Origin of the sequence: Martinezella lusitana (assembly GCF_900094565.1) — a bacterium.
In the GTDB taxonomy this organism is placed as follows: domain Bacteria; phylum Pseudomonadota; class Alphaproteobacteria; order Rhizobiales; family Rhizobiaceae; genus Rhizobium; species Rhizobium lusitanum.
Genome location: NZ_FMAF01000005.1, coordinates 155,146 through 171,524, shown reverse-complemented (window position 1 = coordinate 171,524; position 16,379 = coordinate 155,146). Strand labels below are relative to the sequence as shown.

Here is a 16,379-nt window from a genome sequence, read left to right as displayed (position 1 = left end):
GTCAGCTCTTGCCGCGATTGGGCGACGACAGCGCGCGATCGCTATCGGCTGCGATGAAATCGAGGATCTCAATCACTTCCTTGCAATCGGCATATTCGTCACGGATCGCCGCGGCATTGTCGCGGATCGAACCTTCGCCTTCGAAGATACCCTTGTAGGCGCGTCGAACTCGGTGAATGACCGCGCGGTCTATGCCTGCGCGCGTCATGCCGACAATGTTGAGGCCGGACAGCACGCCTGGATTTCCGTTCAGCATGCCGTAGGGAATGACATCGTAGCTTGCAGCCGAAAGTCCTCCGATGAAAGCCTGCCGACCGATGCGGGTGAACTGGTGCACGGCGCAGCCACCGCCCAGAATGGCGCGATCTTCGATCGTCACATGCCCCGCCAGCATGACATTGTTGGACATGATGACATTGTTGCCTACGCGGCAATCATGCGCGACATGGGAATTAGCGAGGAACAGATTGTTGTTGCCGACAATCGTCTTGCCGCCGTAGTCAGCGGTGCCGGTATTGATCGTCACGCCTTCACGTATCGTGCAGTTCTCACCAACATCCAGCGTCGTCTCTTCGCCGCCGTGATGAACGCTCTGCGGGTCGCCGCCGACAATGGCCATCGGAAATATCTTCGTTCCCTTGCCGATCGTCGTGCGGCCGGTGACGATGGCATGCGTCAGCAGATGGACATTATCATGCAGCACGACCTTGGGGCCGACGTGGCAGAAAGGCCCGATCTCGACGTTCTCGCCGATGATGGCACCATCCTCAACGACCGCGAACTTATGAATGCTCGCGCTTTTTGCGATGCTGCTCATGCCTCGTCCTGATCCTTCCTCACAATCATCGCGCCGATATCGGCTTCGGCAACCAGGATGCCATCGACCTTGGCATCACAATGGAACTTCCAGATCGTACCGCGCTGCTTCTGCTTGACGACATGGAATTCGACGCGGTCACCGGGAACGACCGGCTTGCGGAAACGGGCATTGTCGATCGTCATGAAATAGACGAGATTGCCGCCGATGCCATCCTTGCGGGCGCAGATCGCGCCTGCCGTCTGAGCCATGCCTTCGATGAGCAATACGCCCGGCATGATCGGGGAACCTGGAAAGTGCCCGGTGAATTGCGGCTCGTTTGCCGTCACGTTCTTGATGCCGATCGCGGAATTATCGCTATCGATCTCGATGATCTTATCGACCATCAGGAAGGGATAGCGATGCGGCAAAAGCTTCATAATTTCCAGAACGTCAGCCGACGACAATGATGTCTTGGCTTCCTCAGTCATGCTCCGCACTCCCGTCCTTCTTTTCTCTGGCTCCCGACCGCTTCGCGATCTCTGCCGATTCCCTCAGAAAATCCCACAGGGGCCGCGCCGGATGACCAGCGTAACGCTCGCCCGCCGGAATGCTGTTCATAACACCGCTCTTGGCGCCGATCTGTACACCGTCACCAATGTGAATATGGCCGTTCAGCCCCGCCTGACCGCCGATTTGCACACCGTCACCAATCAGCGTGCTGCCGGCTATGCCGACCTGGCTGACGACGGCGCAATGGCGGCCAATGCGAACGTTATGTCCGATCTGGACCTGATTGTCGATCTTGGTGCCCTCGCCGATCACGGTATCATCCATCGTGCCGCGATCGATCGTGGTATTGGCGCCGATCTCGACATTATCCTGGATGATGACGCGGCCGATCTGCACGATCTTCACCATGCCGCGAGGCCCTGGCGCATAACCGAAACCATCCTGGCCGATACGCGCGCCATTGTGAATGATGACGCCATTACCGAGGTATGAGCAGAGGATGCTTGCGCCACCGCCGATGGTGCAATTTCGTCCGATCTTCACACCCGGCCCGATAAGCGCATTAGCACCGATCCACGTGCCCTCGCCGATCTCGGCGCCAGGTCCAATGACCGCGCCCGGCTCCACACCGATATTGGCTTCCAGCTTGGCTGTGGCATCAATGACTGCGCCAGGAGAGATCACGCCGGGGTTCGACGTGAACGCGATCGGACGCATGGCTTCCGGATGCAACAACGCTCCGGCAAGCGCAAAGTCCGTATGCGGCTTCTTGGAGAGAAGCACCGGAATGTGCGCGGGGACGAAGGATTTCAGCGCCGGCAGGCAAATGATCGCCGAAGCCTTGCACGTCTCAAGCTCGGCGCGATTCTTCCGGGAAAGGATATAACAAATGTCGCCTTCGCCTGCCCTATAGACAGGAGCAATCGACTTGATGACGACCTCCGCGAAGGTCGCATCAATAAGATCCGCCCCAAGATGTTCAGCCAACTCTCGTAAGCTGACGCCACCGTGGGGCGGGAAGAAACCGATATGTTCCATAAGCACCAGCTCCAGAACGGTGTTCAAGCCCGTTGTTCTAGGCTGCCGATATCAGAACTGGTTGGCGATGCCAAACCGGAAATTCTCAGTCTTGTCGTAATCTTCCTTGAGAACCGGCACGGCATAGTCAACACGGATGACGCCGAACGGCGAAGACCAGATCAGACCAGCACCCAGCGAAGCTCGGATGGAGCTGTCGTTATGCAGGATGTCGCCGAACAGATTGGCCTTGTTACCGTAGAGGCTACCCGCATCGGCAAAGGCTGCAATGCGCAGACCGATATCCTGCGGCACACCCGGCATCGGCATGCTTGCTTCCGCCGAAGCCGTGAAGTAGGTCGTGCCGCCCAGCGGATCGCCGTTGGACGAGCGCGGACCAATACCGGCATTCTCAAAGCCGCGGATTTCACGACCACCAAGCGTAAACTGGTCGAAGACGTTCAGCTTGCCATCCGTCGGCATCACGTAGCCAGCACCGACTGTCAGCGAGCCGATAATATCAGCTTCGTCGCTGATCATCTTGTAGTAACGCGCCTTGCCACTCAGCTTGTAGAAGTCGGAGTCGCCACCCAGGCCCGCATATTCATGCGTGAACTTGGCGATAATACCTTCACGCGGCAGATTCTGGTCATCCAACGTGTTGTAGGTAAAGGTCTGCGAAATCGTCGACTGCACCCAAGGGCCGTTCTCGACGAGGTTGAGATATGGATTTGAAAGATTGTTCTGCCAATCGTTCGTGCCGTCGTATGTCAGGCGCTTGTAGTTGTAGCGCAGGGTCGTCGCCAAGTTCTCGGTGATCGGCGCGGTCACACGCAGCGAGAAGCCTTCCTCCGAATAGTCGTAGAAGTCGTCGCTCGACGTCTGGTTCTTGAAGATATCGAAACCTGCAGCGAGACGATAACCGAGGAAGTAGGGCTCGGTGAACGAGATGTTGTAGGTACGATTGCCTTCCGTGCCGGCACCCGCAGCGATGCGGATGTACTGACCGCGGCCGAGGAAGTTCTTTTCCTCAACCGAAGCTTCCAGCAGCAGACCACCGTTGTTGCCGACGGCGTAACCGGCACCGATACCGAACGAGCCGGTCGGCTGATCTTCGACATTGACGACGACGACGACACGGTCCGGAGCACTGCCCTGTGCCGTGGTGATGTCAACCTTGGTGAAATAGCCGAGTGCGTCGAGGCGACGCTTGGCGCGCGTGATCATTTCCTGGTTGAAGGCATCGCCTTCATTCAGGTCGAACTCGCGGCGGATAACGTAGTCGCGTGTGCGGGTGTTGCCGCGGATTTCGATACGCTCGACATAGGCGCGCTCGCCCTGATCGACCAGGTATTCGATGCCGATCGTATGACCGGTCAGATCACGGTTGCCGCGCGGCGTGATGCGGGCGAACGGATAGCCGGCGGAAGCCACGCGCTTCGAAATATTCTCGATCGAAGTCTGAATGTCCTTGGCGCTGTAGACATCGCCCTTGTGGGTGATGACCAGGCCCTTAAGATCCTCGGCATTGATGCCGTCGACCGTCGAGATGACATTGATGTCGCCATAGGTGTAACGCGGACCTTCATCGACATTGAAGTTCAGCGTGTATTCGTTGTTCTGCTCGTTCAGCGTCGCATCGGCGCTGACGACGCGGAAGTCGGCGTAACCATGGTTGTAGTAGAACTGACGCAGCGCATCCTGGTCAGCCTGCTGACGGTCCGGGCTGTAAACGTCCTTGCGGGTCAGGAACGACAGGAAGTTGCTCTTCTTCGTGCTGATCACCGAAGCGAGACGGCCGCTGTTGTAAGCCTGATTGCCCGAGAAATTGATCTTGTCGATCTTGGTACGATCACCTTCGTTGATGACGAAAGCGACGTTGAGACGACCCTGAGCGACCTCGGCGGTCTGCGTCGTTACCTGCACATCGTTACGGCCGATGGCGGCATAGGCATCCTTGATGGTCTTGACGTCAGCCTGGACGGTGGCCTCGTTATAGGGGCCGGCAGCGTGGGTCTGAACGATCCCCTGCAGCTTGTCGTCCTTGATCTTGCGGTTGCCGTTGAAGACCACGGCGTTGATGAGCTGATTCTCCTTGACCGATATGACCAGGGCGCTGCCCGAAACGGTCATATGGACGTCGGAGAAATACCCGGTGGCGTAAAGCTGCTTCACCGATGCATCGATATCGCTTGGCGAGAAGCTCTTGCCAGGCTTGATCGTGATGTTGTCTCGAACAGCTTGCGCGCCGACGCGCCCAGCTCCCTGAACATCAATCCGCTGGATAACAGCGGCCTCCGCGACTGAGGTAGAGGCAAGGGTGATAACACCAGCGCCCGACGCAACAACACCAGCAGACAGCGCTACCGCCGACACTGCGTTCAATAATCTTGAACCAGCCTTCATTTTCACTTCTTACCTTTTTTTCAGTCGTCCCCAGCCCCAGGCGAACCCGATTCCGGCCACGTGTGTCGTTTTACCCGCTTTTGACATACAAGCAAGGGAGCAAGTTAATTTCCGTTTACTTCATTTCAAAGCGTGACCCATTCGCCACTACAGCTTTGAAACATCGTAAATAAATCGTAATTTCCTCTCGCGTTGCCCCACTAGCCTATTCGGGAACTAATATCGTTCCATGTCGCAAACACCATGAGTGACAGCACCATCGCAAATCCGATCCGGAAAGCGATATCCTGTGCCCGTGCACCCAAGGGTTTTCCCCTGACGGCTTCAATCGCATAGAACATCAGATGGCCGCCATCAAGTACCGGGACGGGCATCAAATTTAATAACCCTATTGAAACAGAAAGTATGGCGGCGAACTGGAGCACCGCAGAGAAACCTAAGGTTGCCATTTGTCCGGACAGCTGCGCAACCCGAATCGGCCCGCCAAGCTGGTCGGCCTTCATGTAGCCGCCGATAACGTTGGCGATATATTCGAAGGTGCCGGAGACGATGCTGCCCGTTTGCTTCACCCCTTCGCCGAGCGCCTGGAACGGCCCGTAGGCTTCGTAGCGCAGCCTGATCGGCTTCTGACCGTCGGTGATGCCGATGGTGGCTATTTCGATCTGCGCGCCGAAAATATCGGTCTCCGCGGATTTCTTCGGCGTAACCGTCACATCGCGTGTCTGGCCGCCGCGCTCGACGGACAGGGCCACGGGCTTGTCGGCGTGAGAGGCGGCGTAACGCTGCACTTCGCTGATGGAGCCCACGGCCTGTCCATCGACGGAAAGGATGCGGTCGCCGAGTTCAAGACCGGCAGCTTCAGCGGGGCTATCCGGAGCGATCGACGCCACCAACGGATCGATCGGCGCAATGCCGATGCTGCCGACATCCTTCTTGTTTCCGGAGGCATCCGTTTCCGTCAGCGTTTCCGCCACAATCGGAAAATCGCGTATCTCGCCGTTGCGCTGTATCGTCAGTACGATGCTCTTGCCGGCGCGGTCACCGATATAGCGGCCGATATCGTAGTAGGTCGCTATAGCATTGCCATCCGCGGCGATCAGGCGATCTCCAGCCACTATGCCGGCCTTTGCCGCCGGTCCATTCGGCTCTACGCCTGTAATCAGTGGATCTACGAGCGCGATGCCTATGCGGCCCATCTCCATCTTGTTGCCGAATTGATCGGTGTCCTCCACCAGCTTCGGCATGATACGGAAATCGCGCATCTGGCCGTCGCGCTCGACCGTCAGAACGATCGTGCGGCCAGGACGCAGGCCGACATAGCGCTGCACTTCGTCAAAGGTCTTCACCTTGACACCGTCGATGGCCATCAGCCGATCGCCGGGCTCGATACCGGCTTCTGCAGCGGCGCCATCACGCGTCACCATGGCGACGACCGGATCGGCGACGGTGCGACCGTAGACACTGAAAAGAACGGCAAAGATTGCTATGGCGAGAATGAAGTTTGCGATCGGACCGGCGGCAACGGTTGCCGCCCGCTTCCAGAGCTTGGCTCCTGCGAAGGACTGGGCGCGCTCTTCTTCCGTCATGGCCGCGAGTTGATCCGTATCGGTCTTGCTCGAGGCATCCTCGTCGCCAAAGAAGCGCACATAGCCGCCGAGCGGAATGAGCGAAAGCTTCCAGCGCGTGCCGTGCCGATCAGTATGCCCCAAGATTTCGGGGCCGAAACCGATCGAAAATGCCATGATGCGGATACCGGACCAGCGCCCGACCAGATAGTGACCCATCTCGTGCACGAAAACGAGCAGCGACAGGACGAAAACAAACGTTATGACGTTGTTCGTCAAAAAACCAATGAAGCTAGCCGCGCCACCCATGCAACGATCCTGTTCGCGTTAATTTCAGACCCCGAGCAGAACGCCGCCCAATGACAAGGTCTCGCCGCTCATTGTCAGCGATATTACGATAGCCAACAAAAACGCTGCAAAACAAGCAAAAATTAGTCCATCGACTCGATCCATGACGCCGCCATGGCCTGGAATCAGATGGCTGGAATCCTTCACACCGAAACGGCGCTTGATGAAAGACTCAAACAAGTCGCCGATCTGGCTGCAAACCGACAGCACCAGCGCAAGCACCGGGATCCTCAAATCATCGGCGGAAAAGAAGCTCCAGACAACAGCGGTTCCCGCAATGATGGCGGCAACGGCACCGCCGATTGCGCCCGACCAGGTCTTGCCCGGCGATATGCGGGGCGCAAGCTTCGGACCGCCGATCGCCCGGCCGACGAAATAGGCAAATATATCGGTAGCCCATACCGTCGCGAAGACGAACAGCATCAACACGAAGCCGCGCAGATCATCGTCGCGAATTTCGGCAAGGGCGATCGCTGTCAATCCGGAATAGAATATGCCGCCCGGCAGCCACCAGGTCGTCCGCCGAACGGCAACCATAATCGTCGTCGCCGCGACAAAGGCAACCAGAACCTCGATGGAATAGACCGATTCGCTCATCAGCGTTGCGCCGGCAATCAGCACAAGACCGAGCCAGCCGAGCGCATTTCCCTGGGGATCGCGTCCATGCAAGTCAGCTATCGTCGACCATTCATAATAGACGAGCAGGCCGATTGCCGCCGCCAGAAGGCGAAAACTCAGGCCGCCATACCAGGTAGCCGCAAGAACAATGACGGCAAGGACGATGCCGGAGATGACGCGCAGCCTGAGTTCACGGCTCATCAGGACCCCACGGCCGCCGCCTGCTTGCCGGAGAGGCCGCCAAAGCGCCGGTCGCGCGCGGCATATTTCTCCAGCGCGGCGAAGAACAGGTCACGGCTGAAATCGGGCCAGTATTCCGGCATGAACATGAATTCCGAATAGGCGGCCTGCCACAAAAGGAAGTTCGATAGCCGCTCCTCGCCGCTCGTGCGGATAATGAGGTCTGGATCGGGAATTCCCGCGGTATCCAGGCGGGCGTCCAAAAGCTCCGGGCTGATATCCTGCGGACGCAGCCGCCCGGCTTCGACATCCTTCGCCAGGCTGACGACGGCGCGGGCAATCTCGTCGCGAGAGCCGTAGTTGAAGGCGATGACCAGCGTCAGGGCCGTATTGTCCCGGGTGGTCTCCTCAGCCTCGATCAGCAACGGCAGAATGTCGCCGCGCAGATTGCTGCGGTCGCCAATGACGCGGATCCGCACATTCTGACGATGAAGCTCGGCAAGATCCCGCCGGATGAACGCCTTGAGGAGCCCCAGCAGGTCGCTCACCTCGGTCTCGGGGCGACGCCAGTTCTCGGAGGAAAAGGCGAAAAGCGTGAGATACTTCACGCCGATATCACCAGCCGCTCGAACAGTTTCCCGAACTGCCTCCACGCCCTTGCGGTGGCCCATGGTGCGCGGCAGGCCACGCGCGTTGGCCCAGCGCCCATTGCCGTCCATGATGATGGCAACGTGTTCGGGTACGGCAGAAAACGTAGGATCTGACATATGGGTCCGGTTTCGTTCGGCGGGAAGAATGCTCTGATCTCGTAATCTAGGGCGCCGTCACCGCTTTCAATGTTTCCAAATCGAAAGCACGACACCCCAGCGTACGATTAGACCTGCATGATTTCCTTTTCTTTGTCGGCTAGCAAGCGGTCGACATCCGAAATCGTCTCATCCGTCATCTTCTGCACACGCTCGGAGAGGGAGCGGCTCTCATCCTGACCGATTACACCATCCTTTTCGGCCTTTTTGAGGCCATCCATGCCGTCACGGCGAACATGGCGAATCGCGACCTTGGCCTTCTCGGCGTATTCGTGCGCGACCTTGACCAGCGAGCGGCGGCGCTCCTCGTTGAGCTCCGGCAGCGGGATGCGCAGATTCTGGCCGTCGATGATGGGATTGAGGCCGAGATTGGATTCGCGGATCGCGCGCTCGACGGCACCGACCATCGCCTTGTCCCATACCGATACGGTCAACATGCGCGCTTCCGGCACGGTGATGTTGGACACCTGGTTCAGCGGCATGCGCGAACCATAGGCTTCGATCGTAACCGGATCCAGAATGTTAGCGGATGCGCGGCCGGTGCGCAGCGAGGCGATATCGCTCTTGAATGCCGCGATGGCGCCGTCCATGCGGCGCTTCAATTCCTTGAGGTCAGTGCCTTCACTCATGTCTATACTCCCCTGTAATAAGGCGACGCCGGGCATGCCCGGCGCCACAGGAACGTCAGTTGTCTGATACGATGGTCTTGCGGCCGCCGCCGGTCAAGATTTCCGCGAAGCCGCCCTTCTCGTGGATAGAGAAAACGATGATCGGAATTGAATTTTCCCGCGCAAGCGCCACGGCGGCTACGTCCATGACCGCCAACCCCTTTTCCAGCACCTGGCTGTGGGTCAGATGATCGAAACGCTCGGCATCCGGAAACTTCTTCGGATCGGCGGAATAGATGCCGTCGACCTGCGTGCCCTTGAAGATGGCCTGCGCGCCCATTTCGGCGGCGCGCAATGCGGCTGCGGAATCAGTGGTGAAGAACGGATTTCCGGTGCCACCAGCAAAGATCACCACACGGCCCAGCGAGAGATGATAGAGCGTGGCGCGCTGCGAGAAACTCTCGCAGATCTCCGGCATGGAAATGGCCGAGAGCACGACGGTCTCGATGTCGAGCTTGCGCAGCGAGGTTGCCAGCGCCAGCGCATTGATGACGGTTCCGAGCATGCCCATATGGTCGCCGGTCACGCGATCGCCGCCCTTGGAGGCCACGGCGACACCGCGGAATATATTGCCGCCGCCGACGACCACGCCGACTTCGACGCCCATTGCGCGCGCTTCGGCGATATCGGATGCAATCCGGTCGGAGACGGTAACATCGATACCGAACCCCTGGCTACCCATGAGGGCTTCGCCGGAGGCCTTGAGCAGTACGCGCTTGTAGATCGGCTGAGACATCGTGGCTCCTTGAAGTGATCGCGGGGGATGATTGTGAAAGCCGGATACACGAAGGGCACCGCGTTGTCACGCGATGCCCTGAGGTTTTCCCTGATATGGTTTCACCAATCCGGGAGATGGCTTCTTTTTGCCAATCAGCCCTTGGCGACAGCCGCAACTTCGGCAGCGAAGTCGGTTTCTTCCTTCTCGACGCCTTCGCCGAGGAGCAGACGGGCCATGCCGACGACTTCGATCGCGGCGCCAGCGGTCTTTTCAGCTTCCTTGATGGCAGCAGCGACCGTCAGGTCCGGGTTGATGACGAAGGCCTGCGAGAGAAGAGCGACTTCCTCGAAGAACTTGCGCATGCGGCCTTCCACCATCTTTTCGATGATGGCTTCCGGCTTGCCGGATTCGCGGGACTGCTCGATGAAGACGTTGCGTTCGCGCTCGGCGACTGCGGCATCGACTTCTTCGGCGCGGATAGCCAGCGGGTTGGTGGCAGCAATGTGCATGGCAACCTGGCGGCCGATCGACGTCAGAACGGCCTTGTCACCGACCGACTTCAGGGCGACCAGAACGCCGAGCTTGCCGATACCGTCGCCGGCAGCGTTGTGGATGTAGGTCGCCACGACGCCGTGCTCGACTTCCAGCTTGGCCGCACGACGAAGCGTCATGTTCTCGCCGATGGTTGCGATTGCGTCCTTGATGGTGTCGGCGACCGGCTTGCCGGATGCGGGATAGGTCGCAGCCGAAATGGCTTCGACCGTGCCGTCGGTGGACAGTGCAACTTCGGCGATGCCGCGAGCGAGTTCCTGGAAGGCATCGTTACGGGCAACGAAGTCGGTTTCAGAATTGAGCTCGACGACAACGGCCTTGTGACCGGCGCCGGCAATGGCGATCAAGCCTTCAGCGGCGGTACGGCCGGACTTCTTGTCGGCCTTGGAGATGCCCTTGGCGCGCAGCCAGTCAATCGCGGCTTCGATATCGCCGTTGGTTTCGATCAGCGCCTTCTTGCAGTCCATCATGCCTGCGCCAGACTTTTCGCGCAGTTCCTTCACCAGTGCAGCCGTAATCTCGGTCATAAGCTTCCTCTTTGTCGGTTCATACGGTGCGGCAAGCGGCTTTGAACCGAGGCGGCACCGATTTGAGGGACGAAATGTACCCGTAAGTATGACAGCGTTATGAAGCCGCGTCACACTCTGGAATTCTTGATTGGAACATGCCTGGATTTACCGCCCAGGCAAAGCGTTACCCAAAACGCGATAAGGCCGCTCGAACTTCTTGAAGTCGCAAACGGCCCTATCCCGGATGTCAATGCGCTTGGGCGGACAGTCTCCTGCCCGCCTCGAGGCGCGATCAGGCTTCGGCGCCGTCCGCCAGGGTCGGCTCGACCGGAGTTTCCTCGGAAGCACCGAGGTCACGGCCCGATGCGCTCTGCTGGCGAGCGATGCCGTCGATGGCAGCGCGCGAGATCAGGTCGCAGTAAAGAGCGATGGCGCGCGAAGCGTCGTCGTTGCCCGGGATCGGATAGTCGATCAGGTCCGGATCGCAGTTCGAGTCGATAATGGCGACGACCGGGATGCCGAGGCGCTTGGCTTCGTCGATCGCGATCTTTTCCTTGTTGGTGTCGATGATGAACATCAGGTCCGGCGTGCCGCCCATGTCCTTGATACCACCGAGGGCCTTGTCAAGCTTTTCGCGCTCGCGCTCGAGGTTCAGACGCTCCTTCTTGGTGAAGCCCTGGGCGTCGCCGGAGAGGATTTCGTCGAGCTTGCGCAGACGCTGAATCGAGTTGGAGATCGTCTTCCAGTTGGTCATCATGCCGCCGAGCCAGCGGGCGTTGACGTAGTACTGGGCCGAACGCTTGGCGCTGTCGGCGATCAGTTCGGACGCCTGACGCTTGGTGCCGACGAACAGAACGCGGCCGCCACGGGCAACGGTGTCGCTGACGACCTGCAGGGCGCGGCTCAGCATCGGAACCGTCTGAGCGAGGTCGATGATGTGGATGTTGTTACGATCGCCGAAAATGTACGGCTTCATCTTCGGGTTCCAGCGATGTGTCTGGTGGCCGAAGTGAACACCAGCTTCCAGAAGCTGGCGCATAGAAAAATCAGGCAATGCCATGCCTTTGACTCCTTTTCCGGTTGAACCTCCGCAAGGCGAACAGCACTCTCTTCGAGAATGCCACCGGGCGGAACGATCCGGATTTCTCCCGGACAATCCCATGCCTTACGTGTGGAATGCGGCTGGCCATACATTCGATTTGCCGGGAATGCAAGGCTTGGGACGAAAAATAGCTGCGCGCCCTGCCCTCAAGCCGCCAGTTTATCGAGCAATGCCAGCATGACATTGGCGTCCGGCATCGGCAGGACGGCGTCGATCTCCGCCGGAAGCAAGCCGGCAATGGCGCTGTCGGCATCTCCGGTCGCCGTTCCGAGCGGCCCGCGGAAACCATGCTTGGCCCAGGCAAGCTCCTGCAATCGCGGGCTGATCAACGCCTCGATCATGCGGTCGACCTGTTCGTCTATGGCGATGAGCGGATGGGCGGAATAGACGGTCGGATGCGGATAGAGCACCACGGGCTTTGCGCCATTGCTGGCCTGGACCCGGTGCCACCGCTGCGGATCGGCGATGATCCATTCCACCAACTGATTCTCGTAGCCGACGATCATCGGTTCGCCGCCGATGCCGCCGGCGAGATACTGTTCGAAAAGCTTGCCTGATGACGACGACTTGAAACCCATATTGCGGAAGATGGACTGCGTCTTGTCGCCGAATTGCGCGAGATTGTCGGCGCTGGCCACGTTGCCGCTCAGGAGGCTGAGCGCGAGGCCGGAAAACATGAAGCCTGAATTGGAACGATTGGGATCCGTGGAAACGATCCGGGACTGTCCATAGAGCGCGTTGACGCCGAGCTTCGACCAGGTTGTTCCGGCAAGGACGGCATCCAGCAGCGCCTTCAGATCGAGCTGATGCTGTCCTTCCGATGTCGTGGTGACAAGCCCGGCCTTGGTCAATCCATCGACGACAGGCTGCCAGGAATAAACGACGACGGGTGTGTTGAGGATGACGCGATCGTTGCGGATCTTGATGCCGCTCTGCCGGGCTATATCGACCATGATCGAGGAAGAAGGCCAGAGGAACGCGGGGTTCTGCGAGAGGAGCGCCTGCTCCCGCACCATCTCGACGGAGCCAGCGACGCGACTGTTGATCTCCAGCCCATGGCTGTGGAGGGCGCCGATCACATCGCTGTCGGCTAGAAATGCTTCCTTCTCGCCGCCGATGAAGCCGAAAAGCTTCGTGCGGTTGCCAAGCAACCCCTGAAGCTCCGGCCTGTCCTTGACGGCGAAATAGCCACCGGTGCCTGCGACCCCGGCAGCAAGAAGCCCTACTCCAAAAGCGCGGCGGGAAATGGCCATCAGCGTCCTATATCCTCTTTGAGCGAGGCCTGTATCAGGCGCAGCTCCGTATCAAGCGTATCGAGCCTGTCGTCGACCAGGCTGTCCGAATAGTGGACGAAGGCATCTTCGAGCTTGGTCAGAACCAGATCGACCTCCTGAAGGCGCGTCGCATCCGGCTGGCGCTTCGCCTCGATCACGGCAAAACCCTCCGCCACCTCGGCGGCTCGCGGCAGATAGTAGCTGAGGAACCGCCTCACCGTGCCGGCACTCTCCGGATTGGCCTCGACCTTGGCGAAGACGTCGGCGGCGATCTCCGCCAGATGCCGCACCCGCTTTGCCGTCTCCTTGCTGGCGATCTGGGTCGCAGAAGCCTCCAGCCTTCGCGCGGCGGGTGTCGCCGAATTCAGCAGATCGCGGGCGAATTCGAGCCGGCCCCTGCCGATGGCCTTCGCGTCCAGCCCTTCGAAGAGGCCGCGTGGTGCCAGCACAAAGATAAGACCCACGAAGACGAGCAGGCCGATGACGGCCGCGATCCATATCGGCATGCCGGCATAAAAGCTCAGCACAGGAACGACAATCGCGGCGACAAGCCCCGCCACGATCCAATTCCAGTCATTGCCGAACCAATTGCGCATTATCGTCCTAGTTATAGCCGCGCACTGCCCGGAATGCGCTGACGAGATCGCCGCGGCCATCGAACACCCGCGCCGAGGTCTCCTGCGCCAAGGCATCCAATTGCCGCTTGTCCGCATCGCCAAAGGTGATGCCGAAGACAGGCACATGCGGGTTGACCGATCTCCACCGGCTCATGAAATCGCCGTTGGCATCGTCGGACTTGCCGTCGGTCATGATGACGATCGCCGGCAGATAGGAGGACAGGTCCCGCGTACTCTTCATCCAGTCAAGCGCCCTGCCCGCGCAGGCGTACATATCCGTACCGCCGCCGGCATGCTGCAGCGAGACCTTATCGACCAAGCTCTTCTGCTGCGCCGGATTTCCCGTCGCCTCGAAGGTCGTGCGCACATCGGCGTCGAAGGGGATGACCATGATGCGGTCCGCCGGCGTCCACTGCGCCAATACCTTGCCGGTCTCATCCGGATTGAACAGGAACTGCATGGCCGCCTGCAGCTGGTTCTCGCCCTTACCTTCCATCGAACCCGAAAAATCGAGGCAGAGGGCGGTCAGCGACGGCTTACGCAATGCCACTTGATAGAGATCGAGCGCCTGGCGGATCACCGCGGGCTCGGGCATGCGAATTGCCGTCACGAGACGCGTCGGATCGAAATTCCAAGACGGGTCCGGCTTGGCGGTGACATCCGCGAGCGGAATGCGGCGGCCGGTATCGGCGATGCGCTTCTGCACCGGTGCAGAACGCAAGTAGTCAAGGAGTTGGTTGAAGAAGGCCTCAACCTCCTGCCCGCGCCCATGATCGACGAAACCGATCGGCGAATCGGCAACCACGACGCCATCGGCCGGATAGATGGCATAAAGCGGCTCCTTGCCCATGCCGGCCAGCTTGTCATTGGTCTCCTTCAGCACGGCTTCGTAATTCCACATGGCGTCGTAAAGCACGCCCTTTGCAGCCTGGTCCGTATAGAGATCCGCGAGCCAGCCAGAGGAACCAGAAGAGCGCTCAACGCCGGCAAGCAGGGACCGGACAGCACCCTGGACATCCGGCTTGTCGAGATCGCCCGGCTCGATGACGGGTTTGTTGCCGAGCGCGCTCGACAGCATTGCGAGATAGGCGCTGGCGCCCGAGTTGGATTGCGTCGCGGATGTCATCAAGAACTTCAGCGAGCCGTTCTTCACCGCCGCCAATATGTCCTTCATGTAGACAGGCTTGCCGATCCAGCCGAGCGCCTCGGCCTTGGATTTGCGCACGCCGAAAATGACCGGCATCTGCGCCACCGACGTCAGCGACTTCACCCGGCGCTTGACGTCGAACATATCGACCCAAACGCTCGATGCCGGCCAGACAGCATCCTGTTCGACGCCTTGTTCGCTCTGGAGAGCGAGCCCGATATCCAGCGTGCCTTCATAGGTGAAGCTGCAAGTCGCTTTCTTTTCCTTGCAGAACTCTTCGACGATCGGCTGAATGACGGTGTTTTCCGAGCCGGAAACGATCGAGAACTTCGGGCCATCACCGCCGACATTGCAGCCGCTCAGCGCAAGAACTGCGGCGAGCGTCAGGCCGGTAACGAATGTGCGGATCTTCATGCAGTTCACCGCGCCTCGATCATCGCCTTCTTGAGCTCTATGGTCATTTTCTGCATCCGCTGCTCGGCCTCGGCCCGCTTGGCGCGACCATCTTCCTGCACCTTCAGCACGCCGCTGATTGTGTCGATCAGGTCGCGATTGGCGGCGGCGAGCGTATCGATATCGACGATGCCGCGCTGCGATTGCTGCTCGATGGCAATCGCCTGATCCTTCATCATCTTCGATGCCTCGCGGATCATGTCGTTGGTGGCGTCCGTCACCGTCTTTTGCAATTCAAGCGCCGATTTCTGCTGGCTCAGGCCGAGCAGGATGACCATCTTCTGCTTCCAGGCCGGCACCGTCAGCGCCGAGCTTGCCTGCAGGTTCTCGATCAGCGTTTCGTCGCCGGACTGCACGATGCGGATCTGCGGCAATTGCTGAATGCCGAGCTGGCGCGCCTGCTGCAGATAGAAAACCCGCTTCTCGAGACGATCGAGAGCTTGCAGGCTGTCCTGATAGACCTGCGCCTCCAGCATGCCCCCGCCCGGACCGGTGGAGGCCGCATCGGCCGTACCCTTCAGCCGCGGAAGTTCGGTGGCGCGAAAGCGCTCAACGAAATTCTTGCCGGCCTGCACATAGGTATCGAGCTGCAGGATGGACTGCTTCGTCTCTTCGTGCAGATCATCGAGAAGGGCGATGTCCCGGCGCAGGATATCCTTGTGACGATCAAGCTCGAGCCCGATGCGGTCGATCTGGCCCGCCACATCCTCGAACTCTTCCTTGAAGCGCTGCACCCTGGCCCTGAATGAGGAAAACACGCGCGACAGGAAGCTTTCGTCCTTCAAGGAAGCCGGATCGAGCTTCTTCGACTTGATGATGATTTCGGTCAGCAGCCTGCCCACCTCGCCGAGATCCCGATTGCGGACCTCCCGGAGAATCCGGTCGGAATAATCGGAGACCGACTGCTGGGCGCGGTCGCCGTAGACGGAAATCCCTGCGCGGTCGGTGATGTCGATGCTATCGCCGATGCGGGCGATCTCACCCGGATCAGCGGCGACCACAGGCAGAGTCTCGTTGGAACCGGCGGAGATATCGGTATTGCTCATAGATTGTGCTTTCTCGTACATAAAACACAGAGCCGACCGCAAAA

The 16,379-nt window shown here is 59.5% G+C and carries 15 protein-coding genes; all 15 read right to left on the bottom strand.

Translation table 11 applies throughout. The features are described 5' to 3' along the window. Position 1: 1 nt before the first annotated feature. The 15 genes from lpxA to GA0061101_RS12965 all read right to left on the bottom strand — a co-directional run bounded on the left by lpxA (position 2) and on the right by GA0061101_RS12965 (position 16,335). On the bottom strand, positions 2-817 hold the full coding sequence (lpxA, locus tag GA0061101_RS13035; RefSeq protein WP_037201930.1) for an acyl-ACP--UDP-N-acetylglucosamine O-acyltransferase: 816 nt from the start codon (positions 815-817) through the stop codon (positions 2-4). Then, entirely contained in the window at positions 814-1,287 is a 474-nt protein-coding gene (gene fabZ, locus GA0061101_RS13030) for a 3-hydroxyacyl-ACP dehydratase FabZ (RefSeq protein ID WP_034505141.1), read from the bottom strand. Before fabZ ends, lpxA begins: the two co-directional genes overlap by 4 nt. Next, on the bottom strand, positions 1,280-2,347 hold the full coding sequence (gene lpxD, locus GA0061101_RS13025) for a UDP-3-O-(3-hydroxymyristoyl)glucosamine N-acyltransferase (protein WP_092573699.1): 1,068 nt from the start codon (positions 2,345-2,347) through the stop codon (positions 1,280-1,282). The genes fabZ and lpxD overlap by 8 nt, the downstream gene beginning before the upstream one ends. A gap of 51 nt (positions 2,348-2,398) precedes the next feature. After that, entirely contained in the window at positions 2,399-4,732 is a 2,334-nt protein-coding gene (gene bamA / locus GA0061101_RS13020) for an outer membrane protein assembly factor BamA (protein WP_037201925.1), read from the bottom strand. Between the two features lie 200 nt (positions 4,733-4,932). Then, positions 4,933-6,606: an RIP metalloprotease RseP gene (gene rseP / locus GA0061101_RS13015; RefSeq protein WP_092573698.1), complete on the bottom strand. Its 1,674-nt coding sequence runs from the start codon at positions 6,604-6,606 to the stop codon at positions 4,933-4,935. 24 nt (positions 6,607-6,630) lie between these two features. Continuing rightward, positions 6,631-7,464, bottom strand: coding sequence for a phosphatidate cytidylyltransferase (locus GA0061101_RS13010; RefSeq protein ID WP_047557726.1), 834 nt, complete (start codon positions 7,462-7,464; stop codon positions 6,631-6,633). Further along, positions 7,464-8,210 carry an isoprenyl transferase gene (locus tag GA0061101_RS13005; RefSeq protein WP_037201917.1) on the bottom strand — a complete coding sequence of 249 codons (747 nt, stop codon included), beginning with the start codon at positions 8,208-8,210 and terminating at the stop codon, positions 7,464-7,466. Before GA0061101_RS13005 ends, GA0061101_RS13010 begins: the two co-directional genes overlap by 1 nt. A 107-nt stretch (positions 8,211-8,317) precedes the next feature. Further along, the gene (frr, locus tag GA0061101_RS13000) at positions 8,318-8,878 is read right to left on the bottom strand and encodes a ribosome recycling factor (protein WP_034505150.1); all 561 of its coding nucleotides are present in this window, start codon (positions 8,876-8,878) and stop codon (positions 8,318-8,320) included. 55 nt (positions 8,879-8,933) lie between these two features. Next, entirely contained in the window at positions 8,934-9,653 is a 720-nt protein-coding gene (gene pyrH / locus GA0061101_RS12995) for a UMP kinase (protein ID WP_034505151.1), read from the bottom strand. A 134-nt stretch (positions 9,654-9,787) separates the two neighbouring features. Next, positions 9,788-10,714 (bottom strand): translation elongation factor Ts, encoded by a 927-nt coding sequence (tsf, locus tag GA0061101_RS12990; protein WP_037201915.1) that lies wholly within the window; start codon positions 10,712-10,714, stop codon positions 9,788-9,790. A 274-nt stretch (positions 10,715-10,988) separates the two neighbouring features. Further along, the gene (gene rpsB / locus GA0061101_RS12985; RefSeq protein WP_037201912.1) at positions 10,989-11,756 is read right to left on the bottom strand and encodes a 30S ribosomal protein S2; all 768 of its coding nucleotides are present in this window, start codon (positions 11,754-11,756) and stop codon (positions 10,989-10,991) included. 188 nt (positions 11,757-11,944) lie between these two features. After that, on the bottom strand, positions 11,945-13,051 hold the full coding sequence (locus tag GA0061101_RS12980) for a hypothetical protein (protein ID WP_047557730.1): 1,107 nt from the start codon (positions 13,049-13,051) through the stop codon (positions 11,945-11,947). Next, on the bottom strand, positions 13,051-13,668 hold the full coding sequence (locus GA0061101_RS12975) for a 5-bromo-4-chloroindolyl phosphate hydrolysis family protein (RefSeq protein WP_092573697.1): 618 nt from the start codon (positions 13,666-13,668) through the stop codon (positions 13,051-13,053). The genes GA0061101_RS12980 and GA0061101_RS12975 overlap by 1 nt, the downstream gene beginning before the upstream one ends. Positions 13,669-13,675: 7 nt before the next feature. After that, positions 13,676-15,250, bottom strand: a complete 1,575-nt coding sequence (locus GA0061101_RS12970; protein ID WP_047557737.1) for a substrate-binding domain-containing protein — start codon at positions 15,248-15,250, stop codon at positions 13,676-13,678. Positions 15,251-15,255: 5 nt separating this feature from the next. Further along, on the bottom strand, positions 15,256-16,335 hold the full coding sequence (locus GA0061101_RS12965) for a toxic anion resistance protein (RefSeq protein WP_092573696.1): 1,080 nt from the start codon (positions 16,333-16,335) through the stop codon (positions 15,256-15,258). Positions 16,336-16,379: the final 44 nt, after the last annotated feature.

Excerpts from the sequence above, each read along its gene's own strand:
- frr (WP_034505150.1), bottom strand. The coding sequence starts at position 8,878 with ATGAGTGAAGGCACTGACCTCAAGGAATTGAAGCGCCGCATGGACGGC.
- GA0061101_RS12970 (WP_047557737.1), bottom strand. The coding sequence starts at position 15,250 with ATGAAGATCCGCACATTCGTTACCGGCCTGACGCTCGCCGCAGTTCTT.
- GA0061101_RS13005 (WP_037201917.1), bottom strand. The coding sequence starts at position 8,210 with ATGTCAGATCCTACGTTTTCTGCCGTACCCGAACACGTTGCCATCATC.
- rseP (WP_092573698.1), bottom strand. The coding sequence starts at position 6,606 with ATGGGTGGCGCGGCTAGCTTCATTGGTTTTTTGACGAACAACGTCATA.
- bamA (WP_037201925.1), bottom strand. The coding sequence starts at position 4,732 with ATGAAGGCTGGTTCAAGATTATTGAACGCAGTGTCGGCGGTAGCGCTG.
- GA0061101_RS12965 (WP_092573696.1), bottom strand. The coding sequence starts at position 16,335 with ATGAGCAATACCGATATCTCCGCCGGTTCCAACGAGACTCTGCCTGTG.
- lpxD (WP_092573699.1), bottom strand. The coding sequence starts at position 2,347 with ATGGAACATATCGGTTTCTTCCCGCCCCACGGTGGCGTCAGCTTACGA.
- GA0061101_RS13010 (WP_047557726.1), bottom strand. The coding sequence starts at position 7,464 with ATGAGCCGTGAACTCAGGCTGCGCGTCATCTCCGGCATCGTCCTTGCC.
- GA0061101_RS12980 (WP_047557730.1), bottom strand. The coding sequence starts at position 13,051 with ATGGCCATTTCCCGCCGCGCTTTTGGAGTAGGGCTTCTTGCTGCCGGG.
- rpsB (WP_037201912.1), bottom strand. The coding sequence starts at position 11,756 with ATGGCATTGCCTGATTTTTCTATGCGCCAGCTTCTGGAAGCTGGTGTT.
- lpxA (WP_037201930.1), bottom strand. The coding sequence starts at position 817 with ATGAGCAGCATCGCAAAAAGCGCGAGCATTCATAAGTTCGCGGTCGTT.
- pyrH (WP_034505151.1), bottom strand. The coding sequence starts at position 9,653 with ATGTCTCAGCCGATCTACAAGCGCGTACTGCTCAAGGCCTCCGGCGAA.
- tsf (WP_037201915.1), bottom strand. The coding sequence starts at position 10,714 with ATGACCGAGATTACGGCTGCACTGGTGAAGGAACTGCGCGAAAAGTCT.
- GA0061101_RS12975 (WP_092573697.1), bottom strand. The coding sequence starts at position 13,668 with ATGCGCAATTGGTTCGGCAATGACTGGAATTGGATCGTGGCGGGGCTT.
- fabZ (WP_034505141.1), bottom strand. The coding sequence starts at position 1,287 with ATGACTGAGGAAGCCAAGACATCATTGTCGTCGGCTGACGTTCTGGAA.